Here is a 14,845-nt window from a genome sequence, read left to right as displayed (position 1 = left end):
GAGTTGCTCTTTCATTCCCCATGGGGGAATTTTTTTTGAAATACTGAGCAGCAGTTTTCCCAACGGAGAACAAAGGGCTGCACTTCCGGTTCCGAATTGAATTTTATTCTCAGGAAATTCCCGACAACTGTTCCTCCCTGTTCTTCTATAAGTCTCTGAAGCTGAGCAAGAGCGACGCAAAATTCAGGATAGGAGGTATCTCGATTTTAAAACTGGTGAATGGTGTCAATATGGCAAACAATCATATAGTAGTAAAGCAATTTTTCCATTACTTGGCTGCAAACGAGTAACTGGAGACTTTAAAAAAGCTAACGCTCTCACGCCAGCTTTATATTTTTATTCTGATTAAATGGCCTTGGCTAAGTAATATTCCAATTCCTCTTTCAGGCTCCAGGTTTCGCTAAGCTTTCTGCTATTCTCAGCAAAAGAGTCCCTGTCCCCCGCTTCTAAATCCTGATCTATTTTATATTGAAGATAATTGATTTTCAAATCTATATCTAACTGAGATGATATGTATTCATTCATGAAATATCTCTCTATATCCTCAATTGCCATGTAAAACACCTGCTGTCCATTAATCACCACAAGTGTATACCATCCCAAAAATGTGTATTTTCGATCAGGAGTAACCTCAATTAAATCTCCCTTTTGAAAATGCAGTATACTCACATGATCAGCATCAGGACAAAAGCAATCGATTTGATGTTCAAAATGCTCTATTGCGATATAAAATTCACTCATTATTCAACTCTCCCACATATCAAATTCAGCTGCTCCGTAAAGATCCAAACCGCAGCAAGAGCAGCTGCCATCGTTACATTCATCAGCTTCCATATCCGCTAGATAACCACAACTGCCGCAAATATATTGTTCAATCGACTTAGCTCCCTCCTTCATCTTGAATGTAGTATGTAATTTAACTCTAGTGATAATGATTATCATTGATAAAATCTATTTTAAATGAAAATGATTATCATTGTCAAGGAAATAGAATATGTAATATGGGGCCAATTAAAGACATGGACCTCCTATGCCTCGTTTTTACTTCTGCCTTCTCTTTTTCAGAATCATGAGCCTCTCACGGCGATATATTTTTTCTATGTTTTCCTCATTTTCGCCTCTATAAATTTTCCATCACACTTAACAAAACCCCCGTTCACAAATCTGTCACACCGTTTCCAAAACCACCCTGCCCAAGTCCCCCCTTGATTTATATATAGAAGGTGAAAGGGTGGTGCATTTTTATGAATTTGAAATCAGGCAGTGTGGACCAGTTTGAACAGTTTTCTCAGTTTAAAGATCTTCAGGAGTTTAATGCCCATTTGGAAATGTGGCTATCGGTGCATAAGGACAAGTTTTCTAAGGGTGAGCTGGCTGGTTTAAAGAGGCTGGTTCGTTTTGCTGCGAAAATCCCGGGGGTATCTAATGCCAAGATTGGCACTGTATTAAAAGCGATTCACGAAGAATATAACGGCAATGGGATTTCCCGCTCAACTTTTAAAAGAATGATTGCCAAGGCAGCAGAGATCGGTATTTTTACTGTTCATGAAACTGAGAGAAAAAACGGCTCACAGTCCAGCAATTTATATGTTTTTAATCGTTTTCCAAAGAGTGAACCACCTAAGAAGGATAAATTGGACCGCCCTAATAAAACTATCAATCTTTCTAAAACTAATAAAAATCAAAAGATTACTAAACGTAACGAAACCGTCCTTGATCACACTTTTACGAGTGACCGTGTACCACAATCATTTAGCAGCACCGTAAAGTGCTTTTTTTCTGAAGCCAAGCAGATAGAGGAGTTTTGGAGAATGGCATCACTTGCAGCCTATAAAAATAATTGTGAGTTGAACACTATTTTAGAAACAGCCATCCATTCCTTTAAGCAGCTGATCAGGAAAATGAAAACCAGCGCCATTGCTAAGCCCGCTGCTTATTTCTATGGAATCCTGAATAAGAAATTTGAAGAAAAATACTTTGAAGAATTGCATGAAATGGGGTTTCCGGCTGAAGACAATGCCTTTTCGCTAAATTTTTTTTACAAAAAGTAGCTAACTGCCCCTTTGCTGGGAGTTAGACCCCCTAACTTCAGACTTAGACCCCTTAACTCCGGACTTAGGGGGAGTAAAAGGCCGATTTACGACTTTTGCTGGATTCGTAAAAAATTAGCTGTCAGGATATGTTTGAGCTACCCGGGAATACACAGAGAGCGCGCTTTCCTTGAAGGGACATTTTCATGGAGAGTTTTGAACAGATATCAGCACAATATGAACCTATGATTCATGATATCATGCATAAATTGAACATCTATAAAAATACTGAGGAATTCCACCAGCTGGGTTTAATCACACTTTGGCAGGCGTGGAAAAATCATGACGATGAAAAAGGGGCCTTCCTTTCCTACGCTTACAGTATGGTAAAAGGACATATGATGATGGAATTAACGAGACAAACAAAGCAGATTGATCGATATATCTATCCGGAAGCAGACTTCTGGGAATTCATCGAAGACACCTCACCAGTCCCAAGCCCAGAGCTCACACAGGAACTTTACAAAAAATGCGGAATGTTATCTGAAAACCAAATGAAATGGCTCCACTATACTTTATGTGATGGGCTGTCTGTCAGGGAAATTGCTGAAAAAGAACGGGTCTCCCTGTCTGCAGTCAAAAACTGGCGGCAAGGTGCCCGTGAGAAGCTGAAGAAAATAATGCAGTTTAATTAAAATTCACCCTGTCCTTTTCCCCCTCAAAAATATATATAAATGGTGAAAGGAGGTGATCCAAGATGGCACAAGCAATTATCACTGATTCCAAACTTCGCCTGGTATTTGAAACAGGCCTTAATGGGCAGGGCAAGCCGGTTCACAAATCAAAAACCTACAGCGGCGTAAAGCAATCGGCCACAGCAGACCAGCTTTTCACGGTGGGACAGGCGATCGCCGGACTTAGCAGCTATCCATTAGCTGAAATCAACAGAAATGACAGCTTCGATATTTTAGGCTAAACAAACTATTAAAAAACCAAAAACATAAGGAGGGGATATTAAATGGCTAAATCATTAGAAATGACTTTCATCTCTGAACTGGGCAAGCCAACAAAACTTTCTGTTGATAACCCGATTGAACCCATTGATCCTGCTGCGGTAAAAGCAGCCATGGAGCAAATCATTGCTGCCAATGCATTTGAAGGCAATGGCGGAGATTTGGTTTTAGCGGAAAGTGCCAGATTAGTTGAACGGAATGTAACTGAATATGAATTAGTATAATCATCAGTGGCCGGATTCCTTGGAACCCGGCCATTTTTACAATACTCACCAGAAAGGAGCAGCTGCCGTGGAACAGATGGTCACATTGATCAGCGAACTCGGCTTCCCGATCGTTGTCACCTTTTTCCTGCTGAACCGGATCGAAGCGAAGCTTGATGTTGTGGTGTCTTCCATTCAGGGATTGCCGGATCGGTTGAAGGAATAGGAAAAACAAATATGCTGCCATAAAAATAATATGGCAGCTCCTGTTTATCTAACTATTAGATTCACTTAATTCCTGCTTCCAAGCCTTTTCTTAATGGATCATAGGGTGACAGATCCAGTTCCAACTCCCTTTTCAGTGCAAGATCTGCAGCAAGGGTGCCCACGTATGGCCCCATTGTAAGCCCTGATGCCCCTAATCCTGTTGCGATAACCAGCCCCTCTGCAGCAGGAACCGTACCCAGCAGCGGCAAAATATCAGGTCCAGCCGGACGGAACCCAATCCTTACTTCTTTTAGCGTGCTTTCAGCTAATCCTGGTGCAACCGTTAATACTTCATCCAGAACTTCTTTCACACCTGCCGCCGTCAGTCTATAATCAAACCCGGATCCCGTTTCCCTGGTAGCTCCAGCCACCACTTTTGAATGGTCGAAAGCTACTAAGTAATGGGTGCTTTGCGGAAGGACAACCGGCCAACTGGAAGTGTCCACACTGTTCATTTCCAGATGAGCAATTTGCCCGCGCTGAGGCTCGATTTTAAGATCAATGCCCAACGGTGCAAGTAAGTCCTTAGCCCATGCACCCGCAGTAACGATAACTGCATCAGCAGCAATGACATCCCCGTTCACTTTTACTCCCGTAACCTTATTTTTATGAAATACAAGGTCACCTTCACCTTCAAGTAATACAGCACCATGTTTTTTTGCACCATTTAGCATGGCGTCCCTTAACAGCCTGCCATCCAGCCTCGCTGCACCCGTAACATGGACAGCCTGCAGATCCTCACGGAGCGGCGGATAAAGTTCCCGGGCTTCCGCTGCTGTTAATCTCGTAATCTCCCCAACCTCAGGGGTTTCAGCCTTTTTTTGCCTGACACTTTGTTCGATCGCATCCAGCTCATCCGAATTACTGCTGACTGCCAGAGCACCTACCATTCCAAATCCAAAATCCTCTTCTCCATCTTGTTTAAGATTTGCTATTAAAGATGGGTAGTAAAGAGCTCCCCTTTTTGCAATGGTGTACCAGTCTTTATGATCTACTCTGGAAATCCACGGGCAAATGATTCCCGCGCCTGCTGCAGTGGCCTGTCCCTGATGTGCCTTATCAATAATGACTGCCTCTGCACCTTCTCTGGAAAGGTGATAGGCTGCACTTGAACCGACAATTCCGGAGCCTATGACTGCTATTTTCATGGCTGAACTCCCCTCCTTTTACTCCGCAAAACTCTTCCCATTCAAATAATAATCAGCCTCTAAAAAGGCAGTAAATGCCACCTCAACCTCCGGGACTCCAAGCGACTGAACATGATTCGAAACAATTACGGCAAATTGGTTTTGGACCGCTTTACCCCTGTCAAACCACTTTACTTCTATAAATGGATAGGCTGGAACTTCATTTTTATTAAACACAAAAGTTGAGTTCAAAACCTCCAGTGTAAAGTTATCTTCTCCGCAGTCACAAAGCCGAGCCAGGTCTTTCACCAGCTGGGTGCTGATTTCCTTCGTCTGATCCACTGAAATTCCCCTTATAAACAAATGCGGCATCTAAATTCCTCCAATCTTGTTTACATAATGTTTTTCCTGACAACTGATTTAAAAAGTTATAATATTATAACTTAATAACATTCACTTTAACCAAACCTGCTTAAAGAATACCTGTCGATCGGAATGGACGTTTCCCCATCCATGATTAATTCTGTTATTAGGGTGCCAATTAAAGGAGAAAGTGTAACACCGCTATGGGTGGCTGCTACATAAAGGTTTTCATGGCCAGGTACTTTACCAAGAATCGGAAAGCCGTCCTCAGGCATGGCCCGGATTCCGGAAAAGGCGCGGACAATTTTGGCTTTTCTTAATCCGGGTACATATTGGACTGCCATATTGGCTGTTTCCTGAATCACATCAAGCGTTGTTGCCCGATTAAAGCCTGCTTCCTCCATTGAATAGCCCATCAGAACTTCCCCATTGTTTGCCTGCCTTAATCCGCTGATTGTAAAATTTAAGAAAGGCTTCAATGGTTCAGACACCAGGATTTGCCCTCTTAATTGATTAACAGGAATCTTCACTCCAAGCATGTCACCGATTTCTCTTGACCACGTTCCGCCAGCAAGAATCAGATTTTTGCATTCAAACGCACCCTTATCTGATACAACTGAATATTTTCCATCCTGCTTTTTAATCTCCGTTACCTTATTATAAGTAGAATACCGGACGCCATTTCTTTTAGCTGCCCGCATGTACATATCAATCAAGCGGAATGGATTGACATTGCCATCAATGGAGCTGTAAGTAGCCCCTGCTACTTCCGGATTCATATAGGGCTCTTTTTCGAGAACTTCTTCCCTGGATAACACTTTGATTTTTATGCCGATTTTTCGGTAAGATTCCGCAAGCTTCTGTGCCTTTTCACGATCACTTTCATTGAAAAAAGGAGATAGTCCCCCTGTCCGCTTGTATTCTACATCCCCTATCTTTTTAGACAGATAAGGGTATAGTTCAGCACTGTACATACTAAATTCTGCATACCAGGAAGGTGTTTTATTATGTACCCATACCCAGGCCTGTGTGGATCCGGAGGTCCCTGACATGGGGTATTTTTTATCAAGCACAAGCACGCCTTCTTTGTACCGTTCAGAAAGGTGGTAAGCAATTCCGCTGCCCACTACACCCCCTCCGATGACAATTGTTTCATAATTGGTTTCCAATTACCTCACCTTCCCTTCTTCCAATTCCACCTCATCCAGAACAGACTTGACCGCACTAAAGGAGGTACTGTTCGTTGCCAGCGTTTCAAGCTTAATGGGGGATAGAGGCATTCTCATTCTTGGCAGCGGAATCTCTGAAGGTGATAACCCAGTCTGCTGGTGAATAATTTCTGCCACCATGCTGGTGCAGATTTTTGCCTGACAGGGACCCATCCCGCAGCGGGTAATCCTCTTCACATCATCAAAGGTCCTTCCACCATTGCTGATAACTTCTTCCACTTCTTCACAGCTGATTTCTTCACATCTGCAGATGATCGTCGATTTATCCAACTTATTCACCTTCTTCTCTCTTTTCCTATCTAGGAGATAAATTGATCTTTCAGTACTGGGTTTGCGAATTTCTCGAGATGCTTGACTCTTCCGCTGTGCATTTCTTTGTACTCCAATAATTCGAGTTCATTCCAAAGTGCCTCTCTTATCTCATGTGCCTGAAGCTCACTGATTGCCTGCAGTTCTTCACTTGCACTGATGCCGGCAATCATTCCTGTTAAAAGCAGCGGACCATGAGTGCTGATGCCAGCTGCATTCCCGGCTATGAATACATCTTCCCTATCGGTTTGGAATCTATTATTATATTGCGGAATCCATCCGCCCAGCTCCTCTTGAAATCCAAAGGAACAGCCCAGCTGATAAAAAACATCCAGTATGGGTGCCCTGCCTCCATCCATACAAACGAGGTCCGCATTCAGGGTAATGACTTCATCTGGCAGCGCAACATCAATCTGTTCCACCTGCCCATTTCCTCTTGCTTCTTTTATAAAACTATTAAAATAAAATGGAATTCCGCTCCGTGACAGTTCGCTCACTTTTTCCTGCTCTTTTGCCAAAGCTCCACTTTGTTTTTCTATAATTGCTTTCACCTGGATTCCTACACCCATCAGCTGTATAGCCGTTTCCATGGCAAAATCACTGGAGCCCACAATCACAGCTTCTCTCCCAGGCATCACAAAATCACGATTGATCAGTGTCTGTGCAGCACCGATTGTCATAATCCCAGGCAAAGTCCATTTTGGAAAAGCAACAGCCTTTTCAGCTGCGCCGGAAGCCACTATAATCTTTTTTGCATTTACAGGAAATACATTTTCTTCATCTGTAATTCCGGCACTTCCATCAGCGTAAAATCCGACAACACGGTGATTCAGGAGCTGTCTCACATTATAATCCTTAATCTGCTCGATTAGTTTATTTGCCAATTCAAAGCCGCGCATGGATTCATATAGGGAAGGAAGCGGACGCAGCGCTTGAGTCTGCTGGCTAAGCTGCCCGCCAAGCTTGGAAGCTTCGTCAACAATGGTTACATCCAGTCCCCTTGATGCCGTCTCAATTGCTGCCGACAGGCCTGCAGGACCGCCTCCAATGATCAGTACATCAGTCTTCATCAATGTCCCTCCTTACCATGGGATCATCGTTATTCGGGTATATTCGCATGCCGTTTTCAACTTCTGTCATGCAGCTTCGCACATGATCCTCACCGTCAATGGTCATATAACAGCTGCAGCATCTCCCGCGCGAGCAGAATAATCCTCTGGATTGGACCAGCTTACGGCTGACACCCAATTTCTTAATTCCATTTGCCATTAAGGCAGCAGCAACTGATTGGTGCGTATAGGCCTGATATGGCTGGTCATTAAAATAAATGGTAACAGGCTTGTGAAGCTGTCTGTCAAGAACAGGATGTTTCTCAATGTGCATAAAGACCTCTCCTATCTAATTTTTCGAGGAAAACACTTTCCCTACACCAAGCACTCTTTCAATTACGAGCATTAATACAACAGTGAATAGAATCATGATGCTTGATACGGATGTAATAATCGGATCATATTGATATTGCATGTATGTGTAGATCCGCACTGGCAGTGTCACGACATCGGTGCTGACAATGAATAAGGCAACTGTTAAATCATCGAATGAAGTAATAAAGGCAAAAATGGCGCCGGCGATCACGCCTGATTTAATGATCGGCAGAGTGATTTGAAAGAAAACTTTCATCGGTCCTGCACCAAGGTTCAAGGCTGCTTGTTCGATAGAACGGTCGAAACCTACCAAGCTTGCAACAACCAGACGCATCACAAATGGAACCGTTAAAATGATATGCCCTAAAATTAAAGCAATCGGACTGGCAGATAAACCTATCCATGAGTAAAACTGCAAGAGAGCCACACCAAACACGACCGATGGTATTAAAAGTGGCGATCCCACTAATTGAACAATCGCTGTCTTTCCTTTAAATTGGCGCCTGACTACTGCAAGCGATGCAAGGGTGCCAATGGCAGTCGCAATAATGGCGGTTCCGAAAGCCACAATAATGCTCAGTGTAAAGGACTGCATAAATTCCGGATGTTCAATTAATTCTGTGTACCATCTGAGAGTCAGGCCTTCTGGCGGGAATACAATGTATTCGGTAGTTGTTAAGGAGGAAAGCAAAACAACCACGATTGGTGCCAGCAGGAAAATATAAACCATTAAACAAACAAAGTTAAAGAAATACTTGGGAAGCCTCCTGCTCATTGTATGGCCACTCCTTTCTCAGACCTGGCAAGGATTTTGCTGTATGCGATGATGGTAATGGTGGCAATCAGGATTAGCAGGAAGCCGATTGCACCCCCATACGGCCAGTTCAGCATGACAGCTACCTGTTCATACGTTAAATAAGACATAACCTTCACCTGCGGACCGCCAAGAATGGCCGGCGTAACAAAAGAGCTGACGCTTAAGCTGAACACCATAACCGAACCGGCAAAAACGCCTGGCAAGGTTAGCGGGAGCAAAATGGAAAAGAAAGTTCTGAAGGAGCTGGCCCCAAGATTCTGCGAGGCTCTGATGACAGAAGGGTCTATTTTTTCAAGTGAGCCCATGATGCTCAGCACCATGTACGGGAAAAGAACATGCACCATTCCGATGACCACACTCAATTCGGTGTATAAGAGGGTTAAAGGCTGATCAATCCAGCCCAGCTTTAATAGTGTATTGTTGACAACACCGTTGTTGGATAACAGAATCACCCAGCCGTAGCAGCGTATAACCATGCTGATCAGAAGCGGAGAAAGCACCAGAAGGGTTAAATAATTTCTGGCTCTTCCCTTTGATCTGGAAATCTGAAAAGCTACCGGGTAAGAGATAACGATAGTAATCAATGTTGTTAAAAGAGCGATTTTTACAGTTCGCCAGACCACTCCAAGATAAAAAGGATCTGACATGAACTTGATGTAGTTCTGTAGCGTCCACTCATTTCCCACTCCTGTACTGGCATCAAAACTTTTAAAGCTAGTTATAAATAAGAAAAACAATGGCAGCAAAAAGAAGAAAATGAAGATCCCCAGCGTTGGAAGTAAAAGCAGCCACGTATCAAGCCGTTTTTTATTCACATTCTTTTTCTTTTGCTGAAGCAATAAGTCATGTTCCGTTCCGATTCCGGCTTGCATGTGAGTCACCTCGCCATTCTCGAAGGCAGCAGGTCTTCCGGGTTCCAATAAGTGTAGACACTGTTTCCTTCTTTTATTTCGGTGGGATTTAGAACGGTATTGGAAATATCCGCAATCAGATGGCGGTCATGTACCTTTAAGATATATCTTGTCTTGGCTCCTAGAAACATTTTCCTTTCCACCTTGGTTTGAAAAGCCTCATCAGATTCGGATAATGCAATTTGGATTTTTTCCGGGCGGATGAAAAAGTGAACTTCAGAATTCTTCACAGATGGAACTGAAACGATCTGTTCATTCCCAAAGAAATGCATTTTGCATTTCTTATTTTCATAGGTTTCCAGGACTTTCCCCTGAATGTGATTCACTTCCCCTATGAATTGTGACACGAAGTCAGTCTTTGGATGGTTATATATGGATGCCGGATCATCTACCTGTTCAATCCGCCCCTCATACATGACCGCAATACGGTCCGATATGGCCAATGCTTCTTCCTGATCATGTGTGACAAATATGGTTGTAATCCCCACCTGCTTTTGGATATCAACAATTTCTTCACGCATTTCCTGGCGCAGCTTGGCATCAAGATTGCTCAATGGCTCATCCAGAAGAAGCACCTTTGGCTTGATGACCAGGGCCCTCGCCAATGAAACACGCTGCTGCTGCCCTCCTGAAAGTTCCTTTGGATAGCGTTTTTCATAGCCTGCCAGACGAACCATCTCTAATGCTTCAAGCACCCTTTTGCTGATTTCACTTTTTGGCACTTTCCGGAGCTTAAGCCCATAGGCGACATTATCAAAAACCGTCATGTGCGGAAACAAAGCATAATTTTGGAACACCATGCCCATTTCTCTTTTATTGGGAGGCAGCAAATGAACGGGTTTGCCGTCCACTTCAATCTTCCCGCCATCCACTTCCAAAAATCCGGCAATCATATTCAGTGTTGTCGTTTTGCCGCAGCCAGAAGGCCCCAAAAAGGAGACCAGTTCCCCTTTTTGGATGTCAAGGCTGAGCTTCTTAACCACTTCTGTTTTATTAAAGGTCTTGACCACGTTTTCCAGGCTTAAGTAACTCATTCGTTTCCCCTCTCTTTTAATGGGCTACTTCGATTTCTTTATTGGCCCGTTCTGTCCATTCTGCCCGTTTTGCATTGACAGTTTCCCAGTCAACTTTGATTAATTTCGCAATCTCCTCTTCCCCATAAGCCACCTTATCGACGATGTCTCCTTCAAGCTTTACATTCTTATTAACCGGACCGTCAAACAAGGAGTTGGCAAATAGAAGCTGAGCTTCTTCATCCAGAACAAAATTGACAAATTCCTGTGCAAGATCCCCATTTGGAGCATCCTTCACCACACTCACGGTTGCCATTAAGGCCGGAGCTCCTTCTTCCGGAATGACATACTCAATCGGGAATCCACTGTCCTGAAGGGTAAATACCCGGCTGCTTCCCCATGCACTTGCGACTGTCTGCCCTTGCAGGAAGTAGTTGGATACGTCAGCTGTTTTATCAAAAGTGATCGCGTTTTGGGCAATTTCCTTCATCTTTTCAAAACCAGGTTCAATATTTTCTTCACTTCCTCCATTGGCAATTGCTGTCATAAGAAGAAAATGAACTCCGTACGTATTGGCAATGGATGGCAGTACAAGTTTTCCTTTAAACTTCGGATCGGCCAAATCATTCCATGATGTCGGCGGTTCCCAGCCATTCTGTTCGAAGACATCCTTGTTATAAGCCAAGCCGGTTGAAATGATTCCAAATCCTACACCGACATTATCTTTGTCTTTTGCAATATCATAGACATCTGCCAGATTCGTAACAACACTCTCATCCAATGGCGCCAGCAATCCAAATGCCTTTGCCTGTGCTTGAGGACCATCATCCAGGAACGCTACATCAATCTGAGGATTATCCTTTTGAGCCTGAAGCTTGGATAAGGTATCAACAGAGCTTCCAGTAATATATTTCACCTTTACGCCATGCTCTTTCTCAAACTTAGGGATCAAGTCCTCCTTCATCTTTTGCTCATAGCTTCCTCCATATGCTGCTAAAACAAGTGTCTTTTCATCACTTTTTCCTGATCCTTCATCTGCAGAACTTCCTGTTTGGCCGCTGCATCCTGCAGCCGTGACAAGCAATAAACAAAGCAATAACATTAAATAAGCTTTCTTTTTCAACTCATTTCCCCCTCGTTTATTTTTGCTTTTGTGAACTTAAGGAGCTGTTCTAAGATGAAGACTTGATAAATGCGATACCCCCTTTTAAATTTGGATCTATCTATTTAAAGAGATAGATTTCTATATAAAATATAAAGATATAATATTATAACTTTATATCTTTTATATTTATAAATGGTCCTTTGGGTCTCAGCAATTTTTTTTACAATTGAACCTCTGTATAATAAACCTCTTTATCACTGCGGATATAGAATTTAGAGAACTCAATAATGTCTTCCTGCTTTGTGTATGTTGTACGCTCCCATTCAAACACCGGAGTTCCTGGTTCCACATGAAGCAGCTTGGCCTGGTGACTGGGAAGAATATAAGGCCGGATAAATACCTTAGCCCGGTTTAGTGCTATATGGAATCTGTTTTTTAAGATGTTAAAAATTAAGTCGTTATTAATCATTTCAGGTGTAAGCCCCTGACATTTACCCGCTGGAAGATAGGTATATTCCAGTGCAAGAGGATCATTGTTTTCCACTTTTAATCTCTCAATTCTGATTACCTCGTCCTCAGGATCAATCCTTAACTTCTGCGCAATTTCAGAACCTGCCATTTCATATTTAAAGCTGATCATTTCATGCGGGTGTTCCTGTTCCGAACCTGTGGAAAGCGAAATAATGGAATTAAGGTCCTGCTCTTTTGCAGCTCCGGATACAAAGGTTCCCTTCCCTCGCTGCCTGAAGAGATAACCTTTATTCACAAGCTCAATCACAGCTCTTTTAACCGTAATAGTGCTGACATCGAATCGGTCGGATAACTCCTGCTCAGTCGGCAACTGGCTCCCCACCTCCCATTGGCCTGTAATTATTTTTTCTTCCAATATCTGCTCTACTTGTCTATATAGGGGTATATGTAAACTTTTATCTATCTGCATTTATGTATCTCCCTTGAAAGAATATAATGTTATAACTTTATATTATTTAATAATTTATCTGTTTTTGGGCTAGTTGTCAATATTTTTTGAAAATTTGATCAATATTAAATTAATGCTCTGCTTTCTTGGCCGTTATTCCCTTTGATTAACTACCATTTTCTCGGTCTCCGCTACTTTTGGTCGCTATTCCCCTTGATTAACTACCATTCTACTCGAGCTTTGCTACTTTTGGTCATTATTCCTGAGGATTAACTACCATTTCCCTCACACTCTGCTCCTTTTGGTCGTTATTCTTCCTGATTAACTACCATTTCCCTCAGTCTCCTCTCCTTTTGGTCGTTATTCCTCCTCATTAACTACCATTTCCCTCGGTCTCCGCTCTTTTTGGTCGCTAATCCTCCTGATTAACTACCATTTCCCTCGATCTCCTCTCCTTTTGGTCGTTATTCCTCCTCATTAACTACCATTTCCCTCGGTCTCCGCTCTTTTTGGTCGTTATTCCTCCTCATTAACTACCATTTCCCTCGGTCTCCGCTCTTTTTGGTCGTTATTCTTCCTGATTAACTACCATTTCCCTCAGTCTCCTCTCCTTTTGGTCGTTATTCCTCCTGATTAACTACCATTTCCTTCGGTCTCCGCTCTTTTTGGTCATTATTCTTCCTGATTAACTACCATTTCCCTCGATCTCCGCTCCTTTCGGTTGTTATTCCTCCTCATTAACTACCATTTCCCTCGATCTCCGCTCTTTTTAGTAGCTAATCCCCCGGATTAACTTCCCATCTCTCGTCCCCTGCTCCTTTTCCTGGTTAGTCCTCTTCCCGATTAACCAACCACACTTCTAATTCAAGAAAAACTCCATAACACCAGCTATTCTCTCCTTAAATGCCGTATAATTATGCCCCGCCCCTTCAACGATTCGAAGCTCAACCTCAGATCCGCTGCTTTTTAATTTTTCATAAACAGCATTGTTAGACTCCAAAAATAATTCACTTATCTTACTATTTTCCCCCGCCTCTGCAGTGCCGCAATCCAGATATATTTTCCCTGATGAAGGTGTGATGCCTGCCAGTTTTTCTATTTCCTCCTGATTCCGGTAAAAAGCAGATGACATCCCTGCGATTCTTTTAAAAACATCAGGATATTTGCAGCCGGCATAAACAGAGAGGAGTCCGCCCAAAGAGATGCCTGCCATATAATTTTCGCCAGTCATAGTTTTATATTTTCCATCAATTAATGGCTTCAGCTCATTCACGATAAAGTCAGCATAATCACTCCCCTTGCCGCCTGAGCCGCTTTTGTACCCTAACAGCAGCTCGCTGAAATCTCCATGCTTCCATGGACAATATTCATTAATCCGTTCTTCGCCTTCTGTATTTTGGTCAATCGCCGCCACGATGAAATCTGATTTGAATTGATCCAGATGTTTATGCAGATCCAGGGACACTCCGCCAATTGCTTCTTCAGCACCAAATACATTTTGCCCGTCATGCATGTATAGTACTGGATAGCGTTTATGGCTGCTGTAATAATCCTCCGGCAGATAAATCCTAACCTTTCTTTCCTGATTAAAGACGGACACAGTTAACACTTCAAGCATGGCTGCCACCTCATTCTCATCGTTCTAATAGTGCATTCAAAACAACATTCTCTCTTCTTAACCATCCATTTGCCCCATCCAGTTTAGCTGTCGCCTCATTCCTGGCAATCGCTTCTTCAATAGCCACCCACTCCGGGGAAAATTCCTGTGTGATCTCATAGCGTTCAAGCTGCTGGCAAAGTTGCTGATGATCCACTAATTTACAAAGATAGTAATGAGAATTCATTTGAAACAGCACGATATCATCAAACTCATCGATTTTCCGTTCAACAACCGTACCCAGTTTGTTCTTCACGGCTGCATGTATGTATCCCGTTTCTTCTGACACTTCGCGTAATAGCGCCTCATAGCAATCTTCATTCCCTATAACACCGCCTCCCGGGAATTTATAATCACCACGATTCGAACGCACCAGCAAAATCCCATTCTCACCCATAATAACGGCTCTACAGCTTCCCTCGTTATCACAGAATGATAGTTTAAACCTTCTTCTTCAA

The 14,845-nt window shown here is 42.9% G+C and carries 19 protein-coding genes; 5 read left to right on the top strand and 14 right to left on the bottom strand.

Features of this window, described 5'->3' with window-relative positions:
• Positions 1–345: 345 nt before the first annotated feature.
• On the bottom strand, positions 346–741 hold the full coding sequence (locus AC3WTL_RS03745; protein WP_492369045.1) for a hypothetical protein: 396 nt from the start codon (positions 739–741) through the stop codon (positions 346–348).
• 503 nt (positions 742–1,244) lie between these two features.
• Here AC3WTL_RS03745 and AC3WTL_RS03740 point away from each other — a divergent pair.
• The 5 genes from AC3WTL_RS03740 to AC3WTL_RS03720 all read left to right on the top strand — a co-directional run bounded on the left by AC3WTL_RS03740 (position 1,245) and on the right by AC3WTL_RS03720 (position 3,472).
• Positions 1,245–2,051: a hypothetical protein gene (locus tag AC3WTL_RS03740; RefSeq protein WP_250800437.1), complete on the top strand. Its 807-nt coding sequence runs from the start codon at positions 1,245–1,247 to the stop codon at positions 2,049–2,051.
• 185 nt (positions 2,052–2,236) lie between these two features.
• Positions 2,237–2,725 (top strand): sigma-70 family RNA polymerase sigma factor, encoded by a 489-nt coding sequence (locus AC3WTL_RS03735; RefSeq protein ID WP_248347609.1) that lies wholly within the window; start codon positions 2,237–2,239, stop codon positions 2,723–2,725.
• 62 nt (positions 2,726–2,787) lie between these two features.
• Complete coding sequence (locus AC3WTL_RS03730; RefSeq protein WP_048009201.1) at positions 2,788–3,006, top strand: DUF1659 domain-containing protein; 219 nt, start codon at positions 2,788–2,790, stop codon at positions 3,004–3,006.
• Between the two features lie 42 nt (positions 3,007–3,048).
• A complete protein-coding gene (locus tag AC3WTL_RS03725) occupies positions 3,049–3,267 on the top strand; it encodes a DUF2922 domain-containing protein (protein ID WP_048009200.1) in 219 nt (72 codons plus the stop codon).
• A gap of 67 nt (positions 3,268–3,334) precedes the next feature.
• Complete coding sequence (locus AC3WTL_RS03720) at positions 3,335–3,472, top strand: YvrJ family protein (RefSeq protein WP_113884848.1); 138 nt, start codon at positions 3,335–3,337, stop codon at positions 3,470–3,472.
• A gap of 61 nt (positions 3,473–3,533) precedes the next feature.
• On the opposite strand, the gene AC3WTL_RS03715 is transcribed toward AC3WTL_RS03720, so the two are convergent.
• The 13 genes from AC3WTL_RS03715 to AC3WTL_RS03655 form a co-directional block, all read right to left on the bottom strand.
• Positions 3,534–4,661: an NAD(P)/FAD-dependent oxidoreductase gene (locus tag AC3WTL_RS03715; RefSeq protein WP_492369044.1), complete on the bottom strand. Its 1,128-nt coding sequence runs from the start codon at positions 4,659–4,661 to the stop codon at positions 3,534–3,536.
• Positions 4,662–4,679: 18 nt separating this feature from the next.
• Positions 4,680–5,012, bottom strand: a complete 333-nt coding sequence (locus tag AC3WTL_RS03710; protein WP_492369043.1) for a DUF1904 family protein — start codon at positions 5,010–5,012, stop codon at positions 4,680–4,682.
• Positions 5,013–5,098: 86 nt separating this feature from the next.
• Positions 5,099–6,172 carry an NAD(P)/FAD-dependent oxidoreductase gene (locus AC3WTL_RS03705; protein ID WP_163139921.1) on the bottom strand — a complete coding sequence of 358 codons (1,074 nt, stop codon included), beginning with the start codon at positions 6,170–6,172 and terminating at the stop codon, positions 5,099–5,101.
• Complete coding sequence (locus AC3WTL_RS03700) at positions 6,173–6,511, bottom strand: (2Fe-2S)-binding protein (protein WP_231593977.1); 339 nt, start codon at positions 6,509–6,511, stop codon at positions 6,173–6,175.
• A 20-nt stretch (positions 6,512–6,531) separates the two neighbouring features.
• The gene (locus AC3WTL_RS03695) at positions 6,532–7,611 is read right to left on the bottom strand and encodes an NAD(P)/FAD-dependent oxidoreductase (protein ID WP_492369042.1); all 1,080 of its coding nucleotides are present in this window, start codon (positions 7,609–7,611) and stop codon (positions 6,532–6,534) included.
• Positions 7,601–7,924: a (2Fe-2S)-binding protein gene (locus tag AC3WTL_RS03690; protein ID WP_135147719.1), complete on the bottom strand. Its 324-nt coding sequence runs from the start codon at positions 7,922–7,924 to the stop codon at positions 7,601–7,603. Before AC3WTL_RS03690 ends, AC3WTL_RS03695 begins: the two co-directional genes overlap by 11 nt.
• A gap of 15 nt (positions 7,925–7,939) precedes the next feature.
• The gene (locus tag AC3WTL_RS03685) at positions 7,940–8,740 is read right to left on the bottom strand and encodes an ABC transporter permease (protein ID WP_492369041.1); all 801 of its coding nucleotides are present in this window, start codon (positions 8,738–8,740) and stop codon (positions 7,940–7,942) included.
• On the bottom strand, positions 8,737–9,654 hold the full coding sequence (locus AC3WTL_RS03680) for an ABC transporter permease (RefSeq protein ID WP_048009191.1): 918 nt from the start codon (positions 9,652–9,654) through the stop codon (positions 8,737–8,739). Before AC3WTL_RS03680 ends, AC3WTL_RS03685 begins: the two co-directional genes overlap by 4 nt.
• A gap of 5 nt (positions 9,655–9,659) precedes the next feature.
• A complete protein-coding gene (locus AC3WTL_RS03675; protein ID WP_492369040.1) occupies positions 9,660–10,727 on the bottom strand; it encodes an ABC transporter ATP-binding protein in 1,068 nt (355 codons plus the stop codon).
• A gap of 16 nt (positions 10,728–10,743) precedes the next feature.
• Positions 10,744–11,829, bottom strand: coding sequence for an ABC transporter substrate-binding protein (locus AC3WTL_RS03670; RefSeq protein ID WP_492369039.1), 1,086 nt, complete (start codon positions 11,827–11,829; stop codon positions 10,744–10,746).
• Positions 11,830–12,031: 202 nt separating this feature from the next.
• Complete coding sequence (locus AC3WTL_RS03665) at positions 12,032–12,751, bottom strand: GntR family transcriptional regulator (protein WP_492369038.1); 720 nt, start codon at positions 12,749–12,751, stop codon at positions 12,032–12,034.
• Between the two features lie 838 nt (positions 12,752–13,589).
• Positions 13,590–14,348, bottom strand: a complete 759-nt coding sequence (locus AC3WTL_RS03660; RefSeq protein WP_492369037.1) for an alpha/beta hydrolase — start codon at positions 14,346–14,348, stop codon at positions 13,590–13,592.
• 16 nt (positions 14,349–14,364) lie between these two features.
• Positions 14,365–14,784, bottom strand: a complete 420-nt coding sequence (locus AC3WTL_RS03655) for an NUDIX hydrolase (protein ID WP_492369036.1) — start codon at positions 14,782–14,784, stop codon at positions 14,365–14,367.
• Positions 14,785–14,845 lie beyond the last annotated feature (61 nt).

The organism is Cytobacillus sp. EB106-05-05-XG126 (genome assembly GCF_058791715.1).
The sequence above is the reverse complement of the archived record's forward strand: the minus strand, read 5'-3'. Positions and strand labels throughout refer to the sequence as shown.